This window comes from Bradyrhizobium sp. NBAIM01 (assembly GCF_020194115.1).
Lineage (GTDB): Bacteria > Pseudomonadota > Alphaproteobacteria > Rhizobiales > Xanthobacteraceae > Bradyrhizobium > Bradyrhizobium yuanmingense.
The window spans coordinates 446,333-466,877 of record NZ_JADYVU010000002.1; the positions used below are offsets into that span (position 1 = coordinate 446,333).

Consider the following 20,545-nt stretch of genomic DNA (forward strand, 5'->3'; position numbering starts at 1 on the left):
GCGCCGCAGCGGAGGCCATTCCCGCAATTCCAAGCAGCGGAATTCCTCACCCGTCATTCCGGGACGAGGCGGAGCGTCGAGCTATGATGCGCGATTGCGCATCAGAGAATCCATCGGGCGTCAGCACGCGTGGCGAAATGGATTCCGGGCTCGCGCTTCGCGCGCCCCGGAATGACAGCGACCGCCTACCCGATCAAATCCGGGTTGATCAGCCGCTCGAACGAGAACATCTCGTCCCACTTCTCCTGCGTCAGCAGCTTGCGTTCGGTCACGACGATCTGGTGCAGCGACTTGCCGGTCTTGTAGCCTTCGCGCGCGATCTCGGCGCATTGCTTGTAGCCGAGCAGCGGCTTCAGCACCGTGACGATGCCGAGCGAGTTCAGCACCATGTTGCGGGTGTGCTCCTCGTTGGCGGTGATGCCGACGACGCAATTCTCGCGCAGGCTGTTGACCGCGCGCTCCATGGTGCGGATCGAGAAGAACAGCGCGAACGAGATCACCGGCTCCATCACGTTGAGCTGGAGCTGGCCGGCGCTTGCCGCCAGCGTCACCGTGGTATCGAGGCCGATGACGAGGAAGCTGGTCTGGTTGACGACTTCGGGAATGACCGGATTGACCTTGCCGGGCATGATCGAGGAGCCCGGCTGAAGCTGCGGCAGGTTGATCTCGTTCAAGCCCGCGCGCGGACCGGAAGCGAGCAGGCGGATGTCGTTGCAGATTTTCGTCAGCTTGCTGGCCGTGCGCTTGAGAACGCCGGAAAGCTGCACATAGGCGCCGGTGTCGGAGGTCGCCTCGACGAGATCGCCGGCGAGGATGAAATCGACGCCTGTGAGCGCGCTGAGGTGCCGGACGGCGAGCTTGGGATAACCGACCGCCGCCGTGACGGAGGTGCCGATCGCGGTGGCGCCGAGATTGATCTCGCGCAGCAGCGCGCGCGCTTCCGAGATGCGGTCGACCTCCTCGCCGATCGTGGTGCCCCAGCCCCGGAATTCCGCGCCGAGCGACATCGGCACCGCGTCCTGCAGATGCGTGCGGCCCATCTTCAGCACCCGCTCGAACTCGCGTCCCTTGGCGAAGAAGGCTTCCTGGAGCTGACGCAACGCCGTCATGTAGCTCTTGAGCCGCAGGATCAGGGCCAGCCGAAAGGCGGTCGGATAGGTGTCGTTGGTGGACTGGCCGTAATTGACGTGATCGTTCGGACTGACGTGCTGGTAGTCACCCTTGGCAAAGCCGAGCGATTCCAGCGCGAGGTTCGCGATCACCTCGTTGGCGTTCATGTTGGTCGACGTGCCGGCACCGCCCTGGATGAAATCGGTGACGAACTGATCCATCATGTCGCCCGCGATGACGCGGTCGCAGCCGAGGATGATGGCGTCCGCGACCTTGGCGTCGATCGCGCCGAGGTCGCGATTGGCCATCGCGGCGGCCTTCTTGACGTAACCGAGCGCCTTCACGAAGTAAGGCTCCTGGTTCATCGGAATGCCGGTGATGTGGAAGTTCTCCTTACCCCGGATGGTCTGGACGCCGTAATAGATGTCGTCGGCGATCTCACGCTGTCCGAGGAAGTCCTGCTCCGTGCGGCTCATGGGCGCTCCTTGGTTCTCGCGCGCCGGCCTTCAGTTCTGGCACAGCGCGCTGGTCACGAAAGTGTCGGTGCGGCAGTCGTCCGGTTTACGTTGCCGGCCCGGGATCAGGACCTTGGCCGAGCATTTTTCCGCGGAGTCGGCGTTCAGGCTCTTGCCTTCCTTGTAGCCCTTGCCCTGGCAGAGCTGGTCGGCCGCCTGCTTGCAGTCGGGCGCGCCGTTCGCAGAGACCGGGCAGATCACGCGCCCCGACACCATGGTCGAAGGCTTGGCCAGCCGCGACAGGTCATCCATGGTTTCACTGGGGCTTTTGATCGGCGGCAGGATCGAAGGCAGCTTGTCGAACAGCTTGCCCATTTCGTTGATCAGCCCGGGATTCTCCTCGCGCGCCGGCGGCGCCGAGGGAGCGGGCGTCGATGGCGACGGGCCGGCCTGCGCTCCCTGCTGCTGAAGGCCGAGCGCCGGCGGGGCGGATTGCGGCCGGGCCGTCCCTCCGGCAGCGAGCAGCAGCAGCAGCAGCGCTGTCGACATCAGCGTCCCATGCCGTGCCGCCGGATTGCCGGATCGAACCATCATGACGACAACCGTAGCCGAAGCCGGCGCGGCGGCAAAGCGCCGCGGCTCTAGATCAGCTTGATGGCGATAACGAAGCCGAGCACCAGCACGATCGCGCCGAGCGCGACCCACAATCCGAGATGCCGCTCGATCCTGACCCGGATCCAGTCACCGTAGCGGTTGAGCAGGATCGCGACGACGAAGAAGCGTCCGCCGCGCGCGACGATCGAGCACAGGACGAACAGGAGGATGTTGTAGCCGGCAAAGCCCGAGGTGATGGTGACGAGCTTGTAGGGGATCGGCGTCAGTCCTTTGAGCAGGATGATGACCGCACCCCATTCCGCATAGGAGGCGCGGAAGGCGTCAACCTTGTCGGCGAGGCCGTAGACCTGGATCAGCCACTGGCCGACCGAGTCGAACAGCAGCGCGCCGATGGCGTAGCCGACGACGCCGCCGAGCACCGAGGTCACGGTGCAGATCGCGGCATAGAACCAGGCGCGCTGCGGCCGCGCCAGGGACATCGGAATCAGCATCACATCCGGCGGGACCGGAAAGAAGGAGCTTTCGGCGAAGGACACGATGCCCATGATCCAGAGCGCATAGGGCTTGTGGGCGGCGTCGATGCACCAGTCGTACATTCGTTTCAGCATGGCGCCGCGATGAAGCACCATGGGACGGATTTGTCCATCGCCAGTTTTTGAGCGATTTGTGACGCTTCTAGTGGCGCTTGCGCGCGGCACGGCCGTCGAGCGCGACAATAGGCCGCCGCGAGGCTATGCGCGGTGACGCGACTTTGGGCAATTTCGGCGGCGACTTCGGCAGTTTCTCGGCAATTCCGAGCATGTCCTCCCGCCGCGTCATTTCCCGCCAGACGTCCTCGGGGCGCACTCCGGCCGAAGCCCACAGCACGGTGAGATTGTAGAGCAGGTCGGCGCTTTCCCGGATCACGGCCTCGCTATCGCCATTGACCGCATCGATGACGACTTCGATGGCCTCTTCGGCGAGCTTCTTTGCCATTTTTGAGGGCCCACGCTGAAACAGCCGGGCCGTGCGCGATGTTGCCGGATCAAGGTCTCTGGCCGCGAGCACAGCCAGATATAGCCGCTCAAGCGAATCACTCATGGTACGCAAAACTACTCGAAACAAATGGCCGGCGTGTTAACACGCGGCAATGTAAGCAAAAAACAGGCCGCCGCGGCAAGCGCGACGGCCTGTTCGTCGATCAGAATGGCCGATCCGTCAATAGCAGCTGTAGCCGGAATAGCCGTGGGCGCAGGGGTTCTTGTAGCCGCCATAGGTGTAGCGGCGGCCCGAGTCGTAGTAATAGGAACCATAGCCGGGGCCGCTGTAATAGACCGGGCCGCCCTCGTAATAGTAACCCGGACCCGGATCATAGGCGTAGGCATTGCGGCTGGCTGCGATCGCGAGGCCGGTCGCGGCGAGGCCGAACATCGCGGCAGCAGCGGCGCCGCCGCCACCGCCATGCCAATGACGACCGCCAGCGTAAGAGGCGGTGGGTGCAGCGGCAGTCAGGGCCACCACGGCGGCCGTGGCCAGAACGGCCTTGCGGCCGACGAACTTCGAAAGGCTGTCAAACATGATCTGGACCCTCCTTGGGACCTCGGATTGTGCCTGACGACAGGCTGATGTCTGTCAAACACTCACCACCTAAGTAGGTTCCCCAATCCCAACACAAGCTGAACGGGGTTGCGTAACGATGCCGCAAGCCCGCTCATCCGCCGTTCATGTTCGCGCGCGCACGTTCGTCGCGGGCCGGCGCTTGCCAAGCGTCACGAAACCATAACATTGCGGGGCCGGCGCGACCGATGTCCGGATTCAAGACGATCGCCCTTCAATGCCTGTTGGCCCTTGCAATCGCGTTCACCGCATCGACGGTGCGCGAATGCATTGCGGCCGAGAGCGGCACTCCCTCGACCGCCATCCGTTTCACCTTCGACCGTCCTATCGATGCGAGCATGGCGCCATTCTTCCTTGCGGCGAAGGACGGCAGGTTCGGCGCCGAGCATCTCAACGTGTCCTTCAACAGCGCGAGCGGATCGCCAGAGGCGCTCGCACGGCTCGCCAAAGGCGACAGCGAGCTCGCGCTCGTCGACATCAACGAGCTGATACGCTTTCGTGACAAGGACGACGCGGCGCCGGTCAAGGCCGTGTTCGTGCTGTTCGACCGCGCGCCTTACGCGATCGTCGCGCGCAAAAGCCGCGGCATCCGTCTCCTGCCCGACCTCGACGGCAAGACCGTCGGCGTTGCCGACGGCGATCTGTCGATGCGACTGTGGCCGGCGCTGGCGCAGCAGAACGGCATCAAGGCATCGCACGTCAAATTCCACAAGATCAGTGCCGCGGTGCGCGAGCCGATCCTGTCCGCAGGACAGGTCGATGCCGTCGCCGGGTTCAGCTATCTCTCGGCGGTGAACCTGCGCGATCGCGGCGTACCCGAAGCCGATCTCGTCGTGCTGCGCTATGCGGACTACGGCTGTGAGGCCTACGGCTTTGCCGTAGTCGCCAACACCGCCTTCGCCGCAGCGAAGCCGGATGCCGTGAAAGGCTTCGTCCGCGCCTTGATTGCGGGCATCACCGCGACGGCCAGGGAGCCGGCGCGTGCGGCGGAGGAGGCCGCGAGCCGCATCGACGACGGCGACCGCAATTTGGAGCTGAAGCGCCTGCACGCGGTCCTTGCCGACAATATCCTGACCGACGAGGTCAAGCGCAACGGCCTCGGCGGCGTCGAGCCGGCGCGCCTGGAACGTTCGATCGATCAGATCGCGCGGGACTTCAAATTCCGCAAACGGCCGACGGCTCGCGACGTCTTCGACGGCCAGTTCCTGCCGCCGCTGGCAGAGCGGCTGATCAACTGAGCAAAACTGAAAGCTTGCGCTGTATCTCGCGGCGGTCCCTGCTTAGAATGTGAGCTCCGTCGTCACCGAGTCCCCCGCCCGCATGTCCATTCTCCGACTCTACACCCGCGTTCTTGAGCTGCTCGGCAAGGAGGCGCGGCTGGGCTGGCTGCTCGCGGTCGCCAACCTCCTGCTGGCGGGATCCCAGTTCGCCGAGCCCGTGCTGTTCGGCCGGATCGTCGACGTGCTCTCGGGTAAGACCGTGGCCGGCTCGAGCTCGGCCTGGCCGTTCCTGGTCGCCTGGGTCGCGTTCGGACTGTTCACCATCGTCTGCAGCGCGCTGGTGGCCTTGCAGGCCGACCGGCTCTCGCATCGTCAGCGCCAGGCGGTGCTGACCGACTATTTCGAGCACATCCTGCAGCTGCCCTTGACCTTCCACTCCGGCACCCATTCCGGCCGGCTGATGAAGGTCATGCTCAACGGCACGGACGCGCTGTGGCGGCTGTGGCTCGGCTTTTTCCGCGAGCATTTTGCCGCGATCCTTTCGGTCCTGGTGCTGCTGCCGTTGTCGCTCTACCTGAACTGGCGGCTGGCGATCCTCCTGTTCGTGCTCTGCATCGTCTTCACGGCGCTGACCACCTTCGTGGTGCGCAGGACCTTCGGCATGCAGATGGCGGTCGAGGAGCACTACAGCGAGCTCTCCGCGCGCGCGTCTGATGCGCTCGGCAACGTCGCGCTGGTGCAGAGCTTCGTGCGCGTCGAATCCGAGGTCAAGGGGCTGCGCTCGGTCGCCGACGAGCTGCTGGCCGCGCAGATGCCGGTGTTGTCGTGGTGGGCGCTGGTCACGGTGATCACGCGCGCCTCCACCACCATCACGGTGCTCGCGATCTTCACCCTCGGCATCGCGTTGCACGACCAGGGCCTGACCTCGGTCGGCGAGATCGTGATGTTCGTGAGCTTCGCGACGCTGCTGATCCAGAAGCTCGAGCAGGTGGTCAGCTTCATCAACAACGTGTTCATGGAAGCTCCGCGGCTGCGCGAGTTCTTCAATGTGCTCGACGCCGTGCCCGCGGTGCACGACCGGCCCGACGCAATCGATGCCGGCAGGCTGTCGGGCCTCGTCGAGTTCAACGACGTCACGTTCTCCTATGACGGCAAGCGGCCGGCGATCGAGGACCTCACCTTCACCGCGCTGCCGGGCCAGACCATTGCGCTGGTCGGCCCGACCGGGGCCGGCAAGTCCACCGCGATTGCGCTCCTGCACCGGGCCTTCGATCCGCAATCCGGCGTCATCAAGATCGACGGCATGGACGTGCGCGGCGTCACGTTGACCTCGCTGCGGCGGAACATCGGTGTCGTGTTCCAGGAAGCGCTGCTGTTCAACCGCTCGATCGCGGAGAACTTGCGCGTCGGCAAGCCGGATGCGACCGAGGCCGAGATGCGTAAGGCGGCGGAGCGCGCGCAGGCGCTGGAATTCATCGAACGCAGCGGCGGCTTCGAGACCAATGCCGGCGAGCGCGGCCGCATGCTCTCCGGCGGCGAACGGCAGCGGCTCTCGATCGCCCGCGCCCTGCTGAAGGACCCGCCGATCCTGATCCTGGACGAGGCGACCTCCGCGCTCGACGCGGTCACCGAGGTCAAGGTGAACGCCGCTCTCGACGAAGTGATGAGGGGCCGCACCACCTTCGTGATCGCCCATCGCCTCTCCACCATCCGCAACGCCACGCGGATCCTGGTGTTCGAGAATGGACGGGTGATCGAAACCGGAACTTTCGATGAACTCGTGGCCAAAGGCGGCCATTTTGCCGAGATGGCCAAGGCCCAGTTCATGGTGCAGGAGAACGCACGGGCCAGCGTGACGGCCGCCGAGGCTGCCGCGACAGCTGCCAAATCCCCCTAGCAAGTCCCGAGAGGACCGTCGAAATTCGGCCTACTTCGTTGCGGAATACCGCGCCGATCCCCCTATTCTCGACGCACCAGCCGGTATAGGTTTGCGACGCCGCAAGCGGCGGCGCTGGATTTCAGAACCGACAATCAGATCACGAGAACCGGCCGTATCAGGCGGATCTCCAAGGACCGGAATCGGATAGTGCACGCCCTTCGCCCGCTGCTTCGCAAATCCCTGTTCAACCTGTTCGCTGCGACGCTCGCCTGTGCCGCGACGCTCGCGCCGCGCACGGCGAGCGCCGAAGCGCTCCTGCTGATCGAGGCCGACAGCGGCAAGGTGCTGCAGGCCGAAAACGCGAGCCTTCCCTGGTACCCGGCCTCCGTCACCAAGATCATGACCGCCTATGTGACGCTGAAGGCGGTCAAGGACGGCAGGCTGACGCTCGACACGCTGCTCACGGTGTCGCCGACCGCGGCCTCGCAATCGCCATCGAAGATGGGGTTCCGCCCGGGAACCCAAGTCACCGTCGACAACGCGCTGAAGATGATGATGGTCAAGTCGGCGAACGACATGGCCGTGGTGCTCGCCGAAGGCGTCAGCGGCTCGGTCGACGGCTTCTCCGCGGTGATGAACGACACCGCGAGGAAGCTCGGCATGGCGCAGACGAGCTATGTCAATCCAAACGGCCTGCCCGCCGAAGGCCAGATCACCTCTGCGCGCGACCTCGGCATCTTGGCGCGGTCCTTCCTGCGCGACCTGCCGGAATACGAGTACTACATGCATATCCCGGCGATCCGCTTCGGCAAGCGCGTCACCGGCAATTTCAACAAGCTGATCGGCCGCTATCCCGGCGCCGACGGGTTCAAGACCGGCTTCATCTGCGCCTCCGGCTACAACCTCGTCGCCTCGGCCACGCGCAACGGCCGCCGGCTGATCGCGGTGGTGCTCGGTGCAAACTCCGGCACGGCACGCGCGGTGAAGGCGGCGCAGCTCCTGGAGCGTGGCTTCGCTCCGGACAACCTCACCTGGCTGCGCCCCTCGCTCGGCACGGTCGACAATCTCGTGCCGGTCGATGCCACGCCGCCGAACCTGCGCGACGAGATGTGCGGACCCAACCGCAAGCGGCCGGCCAGCGACGACGACGATGCGCTGATTGCGGCCAGTGGCGGCGCGACCGGATCGGGCTCCGCCACCGGCGGCGCGGCCCAGTTCACCTTCTTCACGGCAGGCCTGCAGCCGCCGCTGATGAAAGCTTCCGAGCTGATGGCCTCGGCTGCGGCTCCGACCGAGCCCGTGCTGGTCTATACCGGCCCGACCCGCACCGGCACCGCCCTGATTGCCGCTGTGGCAGCCGATGCCGACCAGCAGGCCGCGTCCAAGCCGCGCGCCAAGAAGCCGCGCGTCGCCAAGAAGCCAGACGCCGCCGACAAGCCGGCCGATAAGCCCAAGGACACCAAGACCGCGGCGGCCAAGCCGGATGCCAAGCCGACTGACGGCAAGGCGGCCAAGCCGGCCACGCCCCAACCGGCCGCAACCAAGCCGGCTGGCGCCAAGCATGCCGCGACCAAGCCGGATGCGGTGGCGAAGCCCGCCGAGAAGCCTTCGGCCGGCGGCGATCAGGCGGCGAAGCCCGCCAAGCCCAAGGCAGCGACGACCCCCGCTGCGACGAAGCCTCCCGCCGCGGCCAAGCCGGCCAACAACAGTTAACGCCGCTCGGCACTAAACCGCAGCCCCGCTTCGCACCTGCGGCAGCACCGTTTTGCGACGATTCCAGTAGCGACGGCCCGACCTTTGCCCTAAGCCACGACGGCTTGCCACCCGTTCCGGCAAGCTGGATACTGGCGACAACGAGGCAAGCCCGAGAACAACGGGCCCTGGTCAATGAGGGGAGTCTTCCATGGAGCGCATCTGGCTCAAGCAATATCCGCCCGGCGTGCCTGCCGATATCGAGCCGACGCAATACGCATCGCTGGTCGACCTGCTGGAGGAGAGCTTCACCAAGTTCGCCGACCGCAAGGCATTCATCTGCATGGACAAGTCGATCAGCTATCGCGACCTCGACCAGATGTCGGTCGCGCTTGCCGCTTACTTGCAGGGCCGCGGGCTGCAGCGCGGCGCGCGTATCGCCATCATGATGCCGAACGTGCTGCAATACCCGGTCGCGACGGCCGCCGTGCTGCGCGCCGGTTTCGCGGTGGTCAACGTCAACCCGCTCTATACGCCGCGCGAGCTCGAGCACCAGCTGAAGGATTCGGGCGCCGAAGCGATCATCGTGCTGGAGAACTTCGCCCACACCGTCGAGCAGGTGATCGCGAAGACGCAGGTGAAGCACGTCATCGTCGCCAGCATGGGAGACCTGCTCGGCTTCAAGGGCGTGATCGTCAACCTCGTCGTCCGCCGGGTCAAAAAGATGGTACCGGCCTGGTCGTTGCCGGGCTCGGTCTCCTTCAACGACGCGCTGTCCGCCGGCCGCGGCATGACGTTCAACAAGCCGAAGCTGTCGCCCGGTGACGTCGCCTTCCTGCAATATACCGGCGGCACCACCGGCGTCTCCAAGGGCGCGACGTTGCTTCATCGCAACATCGTCGCCAACGTCTTGCAGAACGATGCCTGGCTGCAGCCGGCGCTCGCTTCTCCGCCGCATGTCGAGCAGCTCATGATCGTCTGCGCGCTGCCGCTCTATCACATCTTCGCGCTGACGGCCTGTTATCTGCTGGCTGTGCGCGCCGGCGGCTGCAACCTGCTGATCCCGAACCCGCGCGACATACCCGGCTTTATCAAGGAGCTGGCGAAATACCAGGTCAACACCTTCCCGGCCGTGAACACGCTCTACAACGCCTTAATGAACCATCCCGACTTCAAGAAGCTCGACTTCTCCAAGCTGAAGATCTCGAACGGCGGCGGCATGGCGGTGCAGCGCCCCGTTGCCGAGCAATGGAAGAACATCACAGGCTGCAGCATCGCCGAGGGCTACGGCCTGTCGGAGACGTCGCCTGTCCTGACCTGCAATCCGCCCACGGCGACCGAGTTCGCCGGCTCGATCGGCATCCCCGTGCCGTCGACTTACATCTCGATCCGGGACGACGAGGGCAACGAGGTCCCGCTCGGCCAGGCGGGCGAGATCTGCGCCAAGGGCCCGCAGGTGATGTCCGGCTACTGGAACAGGCCGGAAGAAACCGCCAAGGTGATGACCGCGGACGGCTATTTCCGCACCGGCGACATCGGCGTGATGGATGAGAGGGGCTATATCAAGATCGTCGACCGCAAGAAGGACATGATCCTGGTCTCCGGCTTCAACGTCTATCCGAACGAGGTCGAGGAAGTCATCGCGAGCCATCCAGGCGTGCTCGAATGCGCCGTGATCGGCATCCCCGATTCCAAGTCGGGCGAAGCGGTGAAGGCCTTCGTGGTGAAGAAGGACCCGAACCTCACGGCGGATGCCGTGATCAAGTTCTGTCACGACCAGCTCACCGGCTACAAGGTGCCCAAGCACGTCGAATTCCGCAATGACCTGCCGAAGACCAATGTCGGCAAGATCCTGCGTCGGCAGCTGCGCGACGAGAAGAAGGCGGAGGCGGCGTAAGGCGCGCCTCCGTTCATGGCTGACGCCCGCGACATCACGCCATCAGGCGTTCTCGCCTTCTGGCGAGAGGCCGGGCGCCAACGCTGGTACGAGCGCAGCGATGATTTCGATGCGGAGATACGACGCCGCTTTCTCTCGCTGTGGCAGAAGGCGGCCGCCGGCGAGCTTGCCTCATGGGAGACAAGCGACGACGGCGTGCTGGCACTCGTCATCGTGCTCGACCAGTTTCCCCGCAACATGTTTCGCGGCACGCCGCAGGCCTTTGCCAGCGACGCACAGGCGCGCGACGTCGCCCGCCGCGCCATCGCGCGCGGCGTCGATCGCAGGGTCGATCCCCTCCTGCTGGAATTCCTCTATTTGCCCTTCATGCATTCCGAGCACCTGGCCGACCAGTTGCATTGCGTCGCGCTGTTTCGAAACACCGACAATACCGAAAGCCTGAAATACGCGCGCGACCACGCCGATATCATCGCGCGGTTCGGCCGCTTTCCCCACCGCAACCGTCTCCTCGGCCGCGACACCACCGAGGAGGACCAGGCCTTCCTCGACGGCGGCGGTTTTGCCGGCTGATGACATCACGGTGAACGGCCGCCATCCTCGCCGCTTCCGCCACTGGCAATATTGTGCAGGCCCGCCGCCCGGTCTAAAAAGCGGGACCGATTTTCAGGGAGACTGACGATGGCGATCCAGATTGGCGACAAGCTGCCCGAGGCGAAATTCCGCGTGATGACGGCGGAAGGCCCGCAGGTGAAGACCACCGACGACATCTTCAAGGGCAAGAAGGTGGCGCTGTTCGCGGTCCCCGGCGCCTATACCGGCACCTGCCACAAGATGCATCTGCCGAGCATCTTCCTCAACGCCTATGCCATGAAGGACAAGGGTGTCGACACCATCGCCATCGTCTCCGTCAACGACGCCTTCGTCATGAACGCCTGGAAGCGCGACACCGACCAGCGCGACGAGGCCGTCTTCCTCGCCGACGGCAATGCCGACTTCACCAAGGCGATCGGCATGGAGCTGGACGCCTCCGCCAACGGCCTCGGCATCCGCTCCAAGCGCTATTCGATGCTGATCGAGGACGGCGTGGTCAAGAAGCTGAACCTCGAGGCGATGCCCGGCAAGGTCGAGGTCTCCGGCGGCGATACGCTGCTCGGGCAGCTGTGAGGCGCCACCGGTCTTAGCCACACATGGCGCTGTCATGCCCCGCGAAGGCGGGGCATCCAGTACGCCGAGGCTTCTCGGTTGAATCAGAAACGTATCGGAGTACTGGATCGCCCGGTCAAGCCGGGCGATGACAGTGGTGAATGAGGCGACGATGGCGCCCCCTACTCCCTCACCCGCTGCTGCAACCGCGCCATGACGATGCCGTCGCGCGCCAGCTGGTCGGCGCGCTCGTTCTCGGGGTGGCCGGCGTGGCCCTTGACCCAGTGCCAGCGGACCTCGTGCTGCTTCAGCGCTGCGTCGAGGCGCTGCCATAGCTCGACATTCTTCACCGGCTTCTTGTCGGCGGTGCGCCAGCCGTTGCGCTTCCAGCCGAAGATCCAGCCGGTGATGCCCTGCCGGACATACTGGCTGTCGGTGTAGAGGTCGACCGTGCACGGCCGCTTCAGCGCTTCCAGCGCCGAGATCGCCGCCATCAATTCCATCTGGTTGTTGGTGGTGTGCGGCTGGCCGCCGTTCAGCTCCTTTTCCTTGTCGCCGAACTTCAGGATCGCGCCCCAGCCGCCCGGCCCGGGATTTCCCGAGCAGGCGCCGTCGGTATAGATCGTGACATTGGGTAGCTCGCTCACGCCACCAGCCCCGACGGCATCAGCCCATAATCGCGCACGCTCGTCACGCTCTGATGGAAGCGCAGCTTGCGGACATACTCGAGCGGATCCTTCGGCTTGACCAGCGCGCCTGCGGGCACGTTGAGCCAGTCGACCAGCCGCGTCAGCAGGAAGCGGATCGCCGCGCCCCGCGCCAGCAGCGGCAGCGCGGCCTCTTCGGCTTCGCTCAGCTTGCGCACCCGGCCATAGGCGTTGAGGAAGGCACGCGCCTTGGTGACGTTGAAGGAATGATCCGGCTCGAAGCACCAGGCGTTGAGGCAGATCGCGACGTCATAGGCCAGCATGTCGTTGCAGGCGAAGGTGAAGTCGATGATCCCCGAGAGCTTGTCGCCGAGGAAAAAGACGTTGTCGTTGAAAAGGTCGGCGTGGATCACGCCTTCGGGCAGGTTGCTCGGCCAGACGCCGCTCGAGAGATAATCAAGTTCGGCGGCAAGAAAATCGCGCAGACCGGGCTGCACCTCGTCGGCGCGGCTTGAAGCTGCGTCGAACAGCGGCCGCCAGCCGGAAACCGAGAGCGCATTGGTGCGCTTGATCGCAAAATTCGCGCCTGCCAGATGCATCTTCGCCAGCCCCTCGCCGACCCCGGCGCAATGGGTCGCGTTCGGCTTGCGCGGCCAGACGCCTTCGAGGAAGGTGATGATCGCTGCGGGCCGGCCTGCCAGCTCGCGCAGCGCCTCGCCGTCTCTTGCCTTCACAGGCAGCGGACAATTGACGCCGTGCTCGGCCAGATGCGTCATCAGCGCGAGAAAGAACGGCAGATCGTTCCTTGCCACGCGCTTTTCGTACAGCGTGAGGATGAACGAGCCTTTGCTTGTGTGCAGCAGGAAGTTGGAATTTTCGACGCCCTCGGCGATGCCCTTGTAGGAGAGCAATTCGCCGAGATCGTATTGCTTCAGGAAATCCGCAAGCTCGTCGGCGGCGACGTCGGTGTAGACCGCCATCAAGGTCTACTCGGCGGCAGCTTCGGGGCGCACCTGACGCGGCAACGGGAAGAACTCGTTCTCTTCCGCGGCCGAGACCGTCTCCACGTGCAGCGTGTAGCGCTCGGCGAAGGCGTCCATGATCTCCTCGACGATCACCTCAGGCGCGGACGCGCCAGCGGTGATGCCAAGGCTCTTGATGTTGCCGAACCTGCTCCAGTCGAGGTCCGCGGCGCGCTGCGCCAGCACCGCGATCTTGCAGCCCTCGCGCTCGGCAACCTCGCGCAGGCGCTGCGAGTTCGACGAGTTGGGAGCACCGACCACGATGAGCGCGTCCACCACCGGCGCCACCTTCTTCACCGCGAGCTGGCGGTTGGTGGTGGCGTAGCAGATGTCTTCCTTGTGCGGCCCGTTGATGTTGGGGAAGCGTTCCTTGAGCAGCGCGACGATCTCCGCGGTGTCGTCGATCGACAGCGTGGTCTGCGTCACGAAGGCGAGGTTGTTGGGGTCCTTCGGCGTGATGGTCTTGGCATCCTCGGCGGTCTCGATCAGGGTCACTGCGCCGGGCGGCAGCTGGCCGAGCGTACCGACTACCTCGGGATGGTGGGAATGGCCGATCAGGAAGATCTCGCGGCCGCGCTTGAAATGGATCGCGGCCTCGCGATGCACCTTGGTCACCAGCGGGCAAGTCGCATCCAGCGAGAACAGGTTGCGGGACTGGGCGTCGGCCGGAACCGATTTCGGTACGCCATGGGCCGAGAACACCACCGGGGCGGTGGTATTCTCGGGGATTTCGGCGAGCTCCTCGACGAAGATGGCGCCCTTCTTCTTCAACCCATCGACGACGTACTTGTTGTGCACAATCTCGTGGCGAACATAGACGGGGGCGCCGTACTTATCGAGCGCCCGTTCCACGGTGTCGATCGCCCGGACCACCCCGGCACAGAAGCCGCGGGGAGAACAAAGCACGATCTTGAGGTCTGGTTTGGCTGACATTGAGCGATCTCGGGACCGAATCACCCGATCGCATTCTGCCGGGGCGGTCGATGGATGGGAATTTGGCTTAAAACTGTCGGCTTGAACCTTACAGCGGTTCAAAGGGAATTGGGCCCCCTTTCGGGCGGTGTCAAGGCACTATCTATAGCAGAACCATTGCATGGCTACCCCCTCCGGGCTTATATAGCGCGAATTCCCTGTCATCGCTGATGACCACCGGTTTCGCCTCCAGAGGGGTGGGCGAAGCACAAAGGAGATTTGCCATGAGCAACGCACCTCTGATGCCCAAGGCGACCGCCGTTTGGCTGCTCGACAACACCGCGCTGACCTTCGACCAGGTCGCCGATTTCACCAAGATGCATCCCCTCGAGGTGCGCGCCATCGCCGACGGCGACGCCGCCCAGGGCATCAAGGGCATGGATCCCCTCTCCAATGGCCAGCTGACCCGCGAGGAAATCGAGAAGGGCGAGAAGAACCCGGACTACCGGCTCCGCCTCCAGGAGAGCAAGGTGGTGCTGCCGCCCCAGCCCAAGCGCAAGGGCCCGCGTTATACCCCGGTCTCGCGCCGCCATGAGCGCCCGAGCGCCATCCTCTGGCTGCTGCGCAACCATGCGGAGCTCAAGGACGCCCAGATCATGCGCCTGGTCGGCACCACCAAGAGCACGATCGCGAGCGTGCGCGACCGTACCCACTGGAACACCTCGGCGCTGACCCCGATCGACCCGGTCACGCTCGGCCTGTGCTCGCAGATCGAGCTCGATTTCGAGGTGCAGCGCGCGGCGAAGGAGAAGCCGATCGACGCAGCCTATGGCGGCGCCACCCTGCTGCCGGCCTCCGAGACCACCCGCAAGGACGAGTACGAGCCCGCGGAGAAGTCGAGCGACGACCTCAACGTCGACGCCGTGTTCGCCAAGCTGAAGACGCTCGGCGGCAAGAAGCACGAGGACGAGGAGGAGTAATTCCTCCCGTTCATCCACCATCAACGCAAACGCGGCAGGAAAACCTGCCGCGTTTTGTTTGTACGCCCGAGCTGGGCTTCAGGTCAGAACTTGTAGGTCACACCCGCGCCGACCAGCCACGGATCGATATGCGCGGTGCCGGTGACCGGCAGGCCGGAGACGATGGCGCTGTAGTTCGGGCGCAGCCAGAGCTTCTTGACGTCGACGTTGAGACCCCAGTGCCGGTCGATCATGTAGTCGAAGCCGAACTGGACGGCGCCGCCCCAGGCGTTGCTGACGTGCAGGTTGGTGGTGGTGGCGACGATCGCGGGCGGACCGGCGATCGCGGAAGGCGCATTGGCCGCGGAATTGTTGAAGAACACGGTGTAGTTCACGCCCGCGCCGACATACGGCTTGAACGCGCCGAACTGGTCGAAGTGATATTGCAGCGTCAGCGTCGGCGGCAGCAGCGTGGTCTTGCCGATCGGCAGATTCGCGAGCGAGCCGGTGCCGCTGATCGAATGCCTGGTCACGCCCAGGATCAATTCGGCAGCGATGTTCTTGGTGAAGAAATAGCTGATGTCGAACTCGGGGACGACCTGGCCGCTGATCGACAGGCCTGAATTCGGCGACGACAGCGAAGGCACGCCCGCGACATTGACGGTGCTCTCGCCCGCATCCGGCAATACGCCGAGCACCCGCAGGCGGATCATCCACGGATTGAACGCCTCCACCGGCACCGGCGCCTTCTTGTAGACCGGCAGATCTGCCGCCTGCACTGATGCAAAAGTGCCCACGAGCATCGCGCCGAGCGTCGCGACCCGCGCCAAGTTTCTTATCGTTCCATCCATTTTCAATCCCCTTCAACCATGTCGACGCGTCGTTGCGCGACATCAGCGTCAGAGCAGAAAGAGGATGGTGAAGGATTTGATGCCGATCAAACCAGGACTATCGCGACGCGATTTGGCCCCGGCGTTGCAGATGTGTCACGGAAACCGCGAATGCGAAGCGGGTGGCGCGGCAGCATAGTGCCGCAGCTCACATCACGGGCGCACGGGGTTGTTCAGCATGTACTCGCCCAGATCGCGCTGGCGGCGGTCGGCGCGCGCGGTGGCCGCGTTGCGCTGGACGTCGCGGTCCTTGCGGCAGGCTACGTATTCCGGCGAGCCCTGCGCATAGCCGCGGCTCTGGCAGACGGCGTCGTCATCATCGCCGCCCGCCGCCACCGGATTCTGGTAGCGCGCCGAGCAGGCGGAGAGAGCGACGGCGAGAGCTAAGGCGGTCAGCAGGCGTGGCGCGGCGGCAAGTGGCATACGAGGTCCCCTATCGGCCGGCCCTGTTTAGCGCGGAATGCGGAGATTGTAAGTCCCTGGACGCCGTTCCACGCTCGCTGTCGTTCCCCGCACAGGCGGGCGATGACAGTAGAGAGCGGTGAAGCAACGCCCTTCCCGCCCCGGGATGAGGCTTCGCCTCACATCCGTCCCTTCAGCGCCTCGCCGATCTCCTCGAGTGCCTTGGGATCCTCGATCGTCGCCGGCATGGTCCAGGATTCTCCGTCGGCGATCTTCTTGATGGTGCCGCGCAGAATCTTTCCGGAGCGCGTCTTGGGCAGGCGGCCGACGGTGATGGCGAGCTTGAACGCGGCGACCGGGCCGAGCTTGTCGCGCACCAGCGCGACGATCTCCTTCTCGATCTCGGCCGGCGGGCGCTTCACGCCCGCTTTCAGCACCAGGAAGCCGCAGGGCACCTCGCCCTTGATCGCGTCCTTGACGCCGAGCACGGCGCATTCGGCGACATCGGGATGCGAGGCCAGGATCTCCTCCATGCCGCCGGTGGAGAGGCGATGCCCGGCGACGTTGATGATGTCGTCGGTGCGGCCCATCACGAAGATATAGCCGTCCTCGTCCTTGTAGCCGGCGTCGGAGGTTTTGTAATAGCCGGGGAATTCGCTCAGGTAAGCCTCCTTGAAGCGCGCGTCCTGATTCCACAGCGTCGGCAGGCAGCCCGGCGGCATCGGCAGCCTGATGACGATCGAGCCCATGGTGTTGGGGCCGACCGGCTTTGCCGCTTCGTCGACGACATCGACCTGATAGCCCGGCATCGGCACCGTCGGCGAGCCGTGCTTCACCGGCAGCATGCCGAGGCCGACCGGATTGCCGGCGATGCACCAGCCGGTCTCGGTCTGCCACCAATGGTCGATCACCGGTACCTTCAGCTGCTGCTCCGCCCATTCCACGGTCGGCGGATCGGCGCGCTCGCCGGCGAGGAACAGGGTACGGAATTTCGAGAGGTCGTACTGCCGGATGAATTTCCCTTCCGGGTCTTCCTTGCGGATGGCGCGGAAGGCCGTCGGCGCGGTGAAGAAGGCCACCGCCTTGTGCTCGGAGATCACGCGCCAGAACGCGCCGGCGTCGGGCGTGCCGACCGGCTTGCCCTCGTACATGATCGTGGTCGCGCCATGCAGCAGCGGGCCGTAGACGATGTAGCTGTGGCCGACCACCCAGCCGATGTCGGAGCCGCACCACCAGACCTCGCCCGGCTTGACGCCGTAGAGGTTGAACATCGACCATTTCACCGCGACGAGATGCCCGCCATTGTCGCGCACGACGCCCTTCGGCACGCCTGTTGTGCCCGAGGTATAGAGGATGTAGAGCGGGTCTGTCGCGGCGACAGGCACGCACGCCGCGCGCTTGCCGTCGTTCAGCGCCTTGCGCCGCAGGCTGGCCCAGTCGTAATCGCGGCTCGGCGTCATCTCGCAGGTGAGCTGCGGACGCTGCAGCACGATGCAGGCCTTCGGCTTGCTGCTGGCAAGCTTGATCGCCTCGTCGAGCAGCGGCTTGTACTGCACGATGCGGCCGGGCTCGATGCCGCAGCTGGCGGACAGGATCAGCTTGGGCTGCGCATCGTCGATGCGGGTGGCAAGCTCCTTCGCGGCAAAGCCGCCGAACACCACCGAGTGCACCGCACCGAGCCGCGCGCAGGCGAGCATCGCGACCACCGCCTCCGGCACCATCGGCATATAGAGGATGACACGATCGCCTTTGGCGACACCGAAATCCTGCATGATTGCGGCGAGCGCCTGGACCTCGTTCAGCAGTTCAGCATAGGTGAACTTGGTGACCGAGCCCGTCAGCGGCGAATCATGGATCAGCGCGACCTGGTCGGCGCGGCCCCGTTCGACGTGGCGGTCGAGGGCGTTGTAGCAGGTGTTGACGACGCCGCCGGCGAACCAGCGGCCGTAGGTTCCTTGCGAGGGATCGAAGACCTTGGTCGCAGGCTCGATCCAGTCGATCTCCTTCGCCGCCTCGGCCCAGAAGCCCTCGGGATCGGCCAGCGAGCGCGCATGGACTTCATGATAGCTGCTTTTGCCCTGGATATTCATTCCCGCGCTCCCGTTCCCTTTATTCACCTGGCTTGAACCTCGTGGCAGGACAGGCGCCCCGCCATGACCAGGATCAATTGCCGGCCTTGTTTGGAGCCATTTTCCCGGGAACGGGCCGCGGTTCAAGCTGAAAAGGATAGGTTTTTTGGCGGAGGCGCGCGGCTGCGGCACGGGCGGTGCGCTCCCTCTCCCCGTTCTTACGGGAGAGGGTTGGGGTGAGGGGCTGCATCCGCAATCATCGTGCAAATTGGACTCGCAGAGAGTCCCCTCACCCGGAATTTGCTGACGCAAATTCCGGCCTCTCCCCGCAGGCGGGGAGAGGCGAAGAAGAGCCTCTCAGCTCTCCATCGCGTTCAGCCGCTGCAAGCGGTCCTGCATGATCTTCTTCAGATCGTATCCGGGGCGGCGGAAGCTCGCATTGCGCGTCGTGAGGAACTCGCGCTGGGTCTTGCGCAGGTCGCTAGCGGAACGTCCTTTGGAAGCCCTCAGCACGCGTTCATAGGTCTCGGCGATCTGACGGTCGAGCACGCCGAGCTGCGGATCGGCGCAGATCACTTTCTCGACCTCACGCTTGGCGGTGGCGCACTTGAAGGACGGACCGCTATCGTCGGCCGAGCGCGCATGCATTGGGCCCGGCGACGCCGCGCCGAACCTGGCGATCTCGGCAATCATGCTGCGGCGGCCGTTCGCTGCATTCTCGTTGCCGGGATCCAGCTTCAGCGCCGTCTCATAATCGGCAAGCGCCCTCTTGCGCTCGCCCATCTTCTTGTAGAGCACCGCGCGGTTGTTGTAGGTCTTGGCGAAATTCGGATCGAGCTTCAGCGCAGCCTCGTAGTCGCTCAGCGCCGCCCCGAGCTCGCCTTTGAACTGGTAGGAGTCGCCGCGGTTGGTCAGGAAGTTGGCGCGCTGCTCCCGCCGGATCGCCTGGTCGTAATCGGCAATCGCCTTGTCGTACTCGCCCAACGCAGCATAGGTCAGGCCGCGGTTGTCGTAATATTCCGGCACCTTCGGGTCGAGCCTGATCGCCTCGCCGTCGTCGGCGACCGCCTTGTCGAGCTGGCCGAGCTTCTTGTAGGCCGCGCCGCGGTTGGTGTAGGTGCGCGCGCGGTCGGGATCGAGCCGCAGCGCCTCGTCGAAATTTCTGATCGCCTTCTCGTTGTCGCCGCCGAGATAATAGGCCACACCGCGGTCGGACCAGGCTTGCGCATCGTCCGGCTTCAGCTTGATCGCCTGGTCGTAATCGGCGAGTGCGCGGTCGAGGCGGCGCTGATTGGTGTAGACGACGCCGCGCAGCTCGTAAGCTTCGGCATCCTGCGGGTCGAGCTCGATCGCCTTGGTCAGATCCGCTGCGGCCCGATTGAGATCGCCGCCGGCCTCGCGCAGGAGATCGCCGCGCACGCGCCAGGCCTTCGCGTTCTTGCCGTCGAGCGCGATGGCGCGGTCGAGATCCCGCAGCGCCTGTGACTGGCCTCCAAGGGTCTGCGCATTGGCTTCGGCGCGGACGACGAGGGCCGCACTGCGTTCGGCGGCCGAATTGGCGGTCTGGTCGATGATGGCGCTGCACGCGGAGATCAACTCGGCCGGGGCGGCCTTGCTTCCCAGCACGCACTCGGTGCTCGCCGCGGCGGGAGCCGCGAGAATGAAACTCATGGCCGCGCCGAGAAAGAGGGCGCGAAGCGAGATTTTGGCAGGCGAAAGCGCTTGCGCGGAGGCGTGAGTGCCGCACATGACATAGGGCTCCGTGACGTCGGGTTCTCACCGTTGTCGCAGCTGGCAAGCGATGGGTTCAAACCGGGCCTGGGAGGGACGGAGCGCTGCCGGCTCTCCCTCGCCCTGCTTGGGCATGACTATCGCATATGAGATGTGGCTATGGGCACCGGCTGTCTCCACAGCGTCATGGCCGGGCTCGTCCCGGCCATCCACGTCTTTTCACACGGCACAAAGAACGTGGATGCCCGGTACAAGCCCGGGCATGACGACCCCTGCAATATTCAAATGCGATTGCCCTGCCGCTTG

General features: G+C 64.9%; 19 protein-coding genes. 7 read left to right on the plus strand and 12 right to left on the minus strand.

Annotated elements, in window-relative coordinates; translation table 11 throughout:
* Positions 1 to 185 precede the first annotated feature (185 nt).
* From I6F31_RS08445 to I6F31_RS08465, 5 genes are all read right to left on the minus strand, one after another.
* On the minus strand, positions 186 to 1,586 hold the full coding sequence (locus I6F31_RS08445) for an aspartate ammonia-lyase (RefSeq protein WP_225146318.1): 1,401 nt from the start codon (positions 1,584 to 1,586) through the stop codon (positions 186 to 188).
* Between the two features lie 30 nt (positions 1,587 to 1,616).
* Positions 1,617 to 2,159: a hypothetical protein gene (locus tag I6F31_RS08450; protein WP_036021240.1), complete on the minus strand. Its 543-nt coding sequence runs from the start codon at positions 2,157 to 2,159 to the stop codon at positions 1,617 to 1,619.
* Positions 2,160 to 2,206: 47 nt separating this feature from the next.
* Entirely contained in the window at positions 2,207 to 2,809 is a 603-nt protein-coding gene (locus I6F31_RS08455) for a YqaA family protein (RefSeq protein WP_081492862.1), read from the minus strand.
* Positions 2,810 to 2,855: 46 nt separating this feature from the next.
* Positions 2,856 to 3,260, minus strand: coding sequence for a phosphoribosyl-ATP diphosphatase (hisE, locus tag I6F31_RS08460; RefSeq protein ID WP_035997540.1), 405 nt, complete (start codon positions 3,258 to 3,260; stop codon positions 2,856 to 2,858).
* Positions 3,261 to 3,377: 117 nt separating this feature from the next.
* Complete coding sequence (locus I6F31_RS08465) at positions 3,378 to 3,737, minus strand: hypothetical protein (RefSeq protein ID WP_225146317.1); 360 nt, start codon at positions 3,735 to 3,737, stop codon at positions 3,378 to 3,380.
* Positions 3,738 to 3,964: 227 nt separating this feature from the next.
* Here I6F31_RS08465 and I6F31_RS08470 point away from each other — a divergent pair, with 227 nt between their 5' ends.
* The 6 genes from I6F31_RS08470 (at position 3,965) to I6F31_RS08495 (ending at position 11,628) form a co-directional block, all read left to right on the plus strand.
* Complete coding sequence (locus tag I6F31_RS08470; RefSeq protein ID WP_225146316.1) at positions 3,965 to 5,014, plus strand: ABC transporter substrate-binding protein; 1,050 nt, start codon at positions 3,965 to 3,967, stop codon at positions 5,012 to 5,014.
* Positions 5,015 to 5,096: 82 nt separating this feature from the next.
* Positions 5,097 to 6,893, plus strand: a complete 1,797-nt coding sequence (locus I6F31_RS08475; RefSeq protein ID WP_057028254.1) for a glucan ABC transporter ATP-binding protein/ permease — start codon at positions 5,097 to 5,099, stop codon at positions 6,891 to 6,893.
* A gap of 189 nt (positions 6,894 to 7,082) precedes the next feature.
* Complete coding sequence (locus tag I6F31_RS08480) at positions 7,083 to 8,588, plus strand: D-alanyl-D-alanine carboxypeptidase family protein (protein ID WP_225146315.1); 1,506 nt, start codon at positions 7,083 to 7,085, stop codon at positions 8,586 to 8,588.
* 190 nt (positions 8,589 to 8,778) lie between these two features.
* Positions 8,779 to 10,464: a long-chain fatty acid--CoA ligase gene (locus I6F31_RS08485; RefSeq protein WP_035997514.1), complete on the plus strand. Its 1,686-nt coding sequence runs from the start codon at positions 8,779 to 8,781 to the stop codon at positions 10,462 to 10,464.
* Between the two features lie 15 nt (positions 10,465 to 10,479).
* The gene (locus I6F31_RS08490) at positions 10,480 to 11,034 is read left to right on the plus strand and encodes a DUF924 family protein (protein ID WP_225185250.1); all 555 of its coding nucleotides are present in this window, start codon (positions 10,480 to 10,482) and stop codon (positions 11,032 to 11,034) included.
* Positions 11,035 to 11,142: 108 nt separating this feature from the next.
* Positions 11,143 to 11,628, plus strand: coding sequence for a peroxiredoxin (locus I6F31_RS08495; RefSeq protein WP_028180275.1), 486 nt, complete (start codon positions 11,143 to 11,145; stop codon positions 11,626 to 11,628).
* 161 nt (positions 11,629 to 11,789) lie between these two features.
* Here the strand turns inward: I6F31_RS08495 and rnhA are convergent, their stop codons facing one another.
* Genes rnhA through ispH form a run of 3 tightly spaced genes read right to left on the minus strand, consistent with a single transcriptional unit; the run spans position 11,790 to position 14,209 of the window.
* Entirely contained in the window at positions 11,790 to 12,254 is a 465-nt protein-coding gene (rnhA, locus tag I6F31_RS08500; RefSeq protein WP_035997507.1) for a ribonuclease HI, read from the minus strand.
* Positions 12,251 to 13,234 (minus strand): homoserine kinase, encoded by a 984-nt coding sequence (locus I6F31_RS08505; protein WP_035997505.1) that lies wholly within the window; start codon positions 13,232 to 13,234, stop codon positions 12,251 to 12,253. Before I6F31_RS08505 ends, rnhA begins: the two co-directional genes overlap by 4 nt.
* A gap of 6 nt (positions 13,235 to 13,240) precedes the next feature.
* Positions 13,241 to 14,209: a 4-hydroxy-3-methylbut-2-enyl diphosphate reductase gene (gene ispH, locus I6F31_RS08510; protein WP_036036458.1), complete on the minus strand. Its 969-nt coding sequence runs from the start codon at positions 14,207 to 14,209 to the stop codon at positions 13,241 to 13,243.
* Between the two features lie 263 nt (positions 14,210 to 14,472).
* On the opposite strand from ispH, the gene I6F31_RS08515 reads away from it, so the two are divergent.
* Complete coding sequence (locus I6F31_RS08515) at positions 14,473 to 15,168, plus strand: cell cycle transcriptional regulator TrcR (RefSeq protein WP_035997500.1); 696 nt, start codon at positions 14,473 to 14,475, stop codon at positions 15,166 to 15,168.
* Between the two features lie 83 nt (positions 15,169 to 15,251).
* On the opposite strand, the gene I6F31_RS08520 is transcribed toward I6F31_RS08515, so the two are convergent.
* The 4 genes from I6F31_RS08520 to I6F31_RS08535 form a co-directional block, all read right to left on the minus strand.
* Positions 15,252 to 15,998: an OmpW family outer membrane protein gene (locus tag I6F31_RS08520; RefSeq protein ID WP_225185251.1), complete on the minus strand. Its 747-nt coding sequence runs from the start codon at positions 15,996 to 15,998 to the stop codon at positions 15,252 to 15,254.
* A 192-nt stretch (positions 15,999 to 16,190) separates the two neighbouring features.
* Positions 16,191 to 16,460 (minus strand): hypothetical protein, encoded by a 270-nt coding sequence (locus I6F31_RS08525; protein ID WP_225126530.1) that lies wholly within the window; start codon positions 16,458 to 16,460, stop codon positions 16,191 to 16,193.
* Positions 16,461 to 16,618: 158 nt separating this feature from the next.
* Positions 16,619 to 18,529 (minus strand): propionyl-CoA synthetase, encoded by a 1,911-nt coding sequence (locus tag I6F31_RS08530; RefSeq protein WP_225156677.1) that lies wholly within the window; start codon positions 18,527 to 18,529, stop codon positions 16,619 to 16,621.
* Between the two features lie 336 nt (positions 18,530 to 18,865).
* Entirely contained in the window at positions 18,866 to 20,257 is a 1,392-nt protein-coding gene (locus I6F31_RS08535) for a tetratricopeptide repeat protein (protein ID WP_225185252.1), read from the minus strand.
* Positions 20,258 to 20,545 lie beyond the last annotated feature (288 nt).

Coding starts and splice junctions, on each gene's coding strand:
- I6F31_RS08445 (WP_225146318.1), bottom strand. CDS start 1,586: ATGAGCCGCACGGAGCAGGACTTCCTCGGACAGCGTGAGATCGCCGAC.
- I6F31_RS08450 (WP_036021240.1), bottom strand. CDS start 2,159: ATGATGGTTCGATCCGGCAATCCGGCGGCACGGCATGGGACGCTGATG.
- I6F31_RS08455 (WP_081492862.1), bottom strand. CDS start 2,809: ATGGTGCTTCATCGCGGCGCCATGCTGAAACGAATGTACGACTGGTGC.
- hisE (WP_035997540.1), bottom strand. CDS start 3,260: ATGAGTGATTCGCTTGAGCGGCTATATCTGGCTGTGCTCGCGGCCAGA.
- I6F31_RS08465 (WP_225146317.1), bottom strand. CDS start 3,737: ATGTTTGACAGCCTTTCGAAGTTCGTCGGCCGCAAGGCCGTTCTGGCC.
- I6F31_RS08470 (WP_225146316.1), top strand. CDS start 3,965: ATGTCCGGATTCAAGACGATCGCCCTTCAATGCCTGTTGGCCCTTGCA.
- I6F31_RS08475 (WP_057028254.1), top strand. CDS start 5,097: ATGTCCATTCTCCGACTCTACACCCGCGTTCTTGAGCTGCTCGGCAAG.
- I6F31_RS08485 (WP_035997514.1), top strand. CDS start 8,779: ATGGAGCGCATCTGGCTCAAGCAATATCCGCCCGGCGTGCCTGCCGAT.
- I6F31_RS08490 (WP_225185250.1), top strand. CDS start 10,480: ATGGCTGACGCCCGCGACATCACGCCATCAGGCGTTCTCGCCTTCTGG.
- I6F31_RS08495 (WP_028180275.1), top strand. CDS start 11,143: ATGGCGATCCAGATTGGCGACAAGCTGCCCGAGGCGAAATTCCGCGTG.
- I6F31_RS08505 (WP_035997505.1), bottom strand. CDS start 13,234: ATGGCGGTCTACACCGACGTCGCCGCCGACGAGCTTGCGGATTTCCTG.
- ispH (WP_036036458.1), bottom strand. CDS start 14,209: ATGTCAGCCAAACCAGACCTCAAGATCGTGCTTTGTTCTCCCCGCGGC.
- I6F31_RS08515 (WP_035997500.1), top strand. CDS start 14,473: ATGAGCAACGCACCTCTGATGCCCAAGGCGACCGCCGTTTGGCTGCTC.
- I6F31_RS08520 (WP_225185251.1), bottom strand. CDS start 15,998: ATGGATGGAACGATAAGAAACTTGGCGCGGGTCGCGACGCTCGGCGCG.
- I6F31_RS08525 (WP_225126530.1), bottom strand. CDS start 16,460: ATGCCACTTGCCGCCGCGCCACGCCTGCTGACCGCCTTAGCTCTCGCC.
- I6F31_RS08530 (WP_225156677.1), bottom strand. CDS start 18,529: ATGAATATCCAGGGCAAAAGCAGCTATCATGAAGTCCATGCGCGCTCG.
- I6F31_RS08535 (WP_225185252.1), bottom strand. CDS start 20,257: ATGTGCGGCACTCACGCCTCCGCGCAAGCGCTTTCGCCTGCCAAAATC.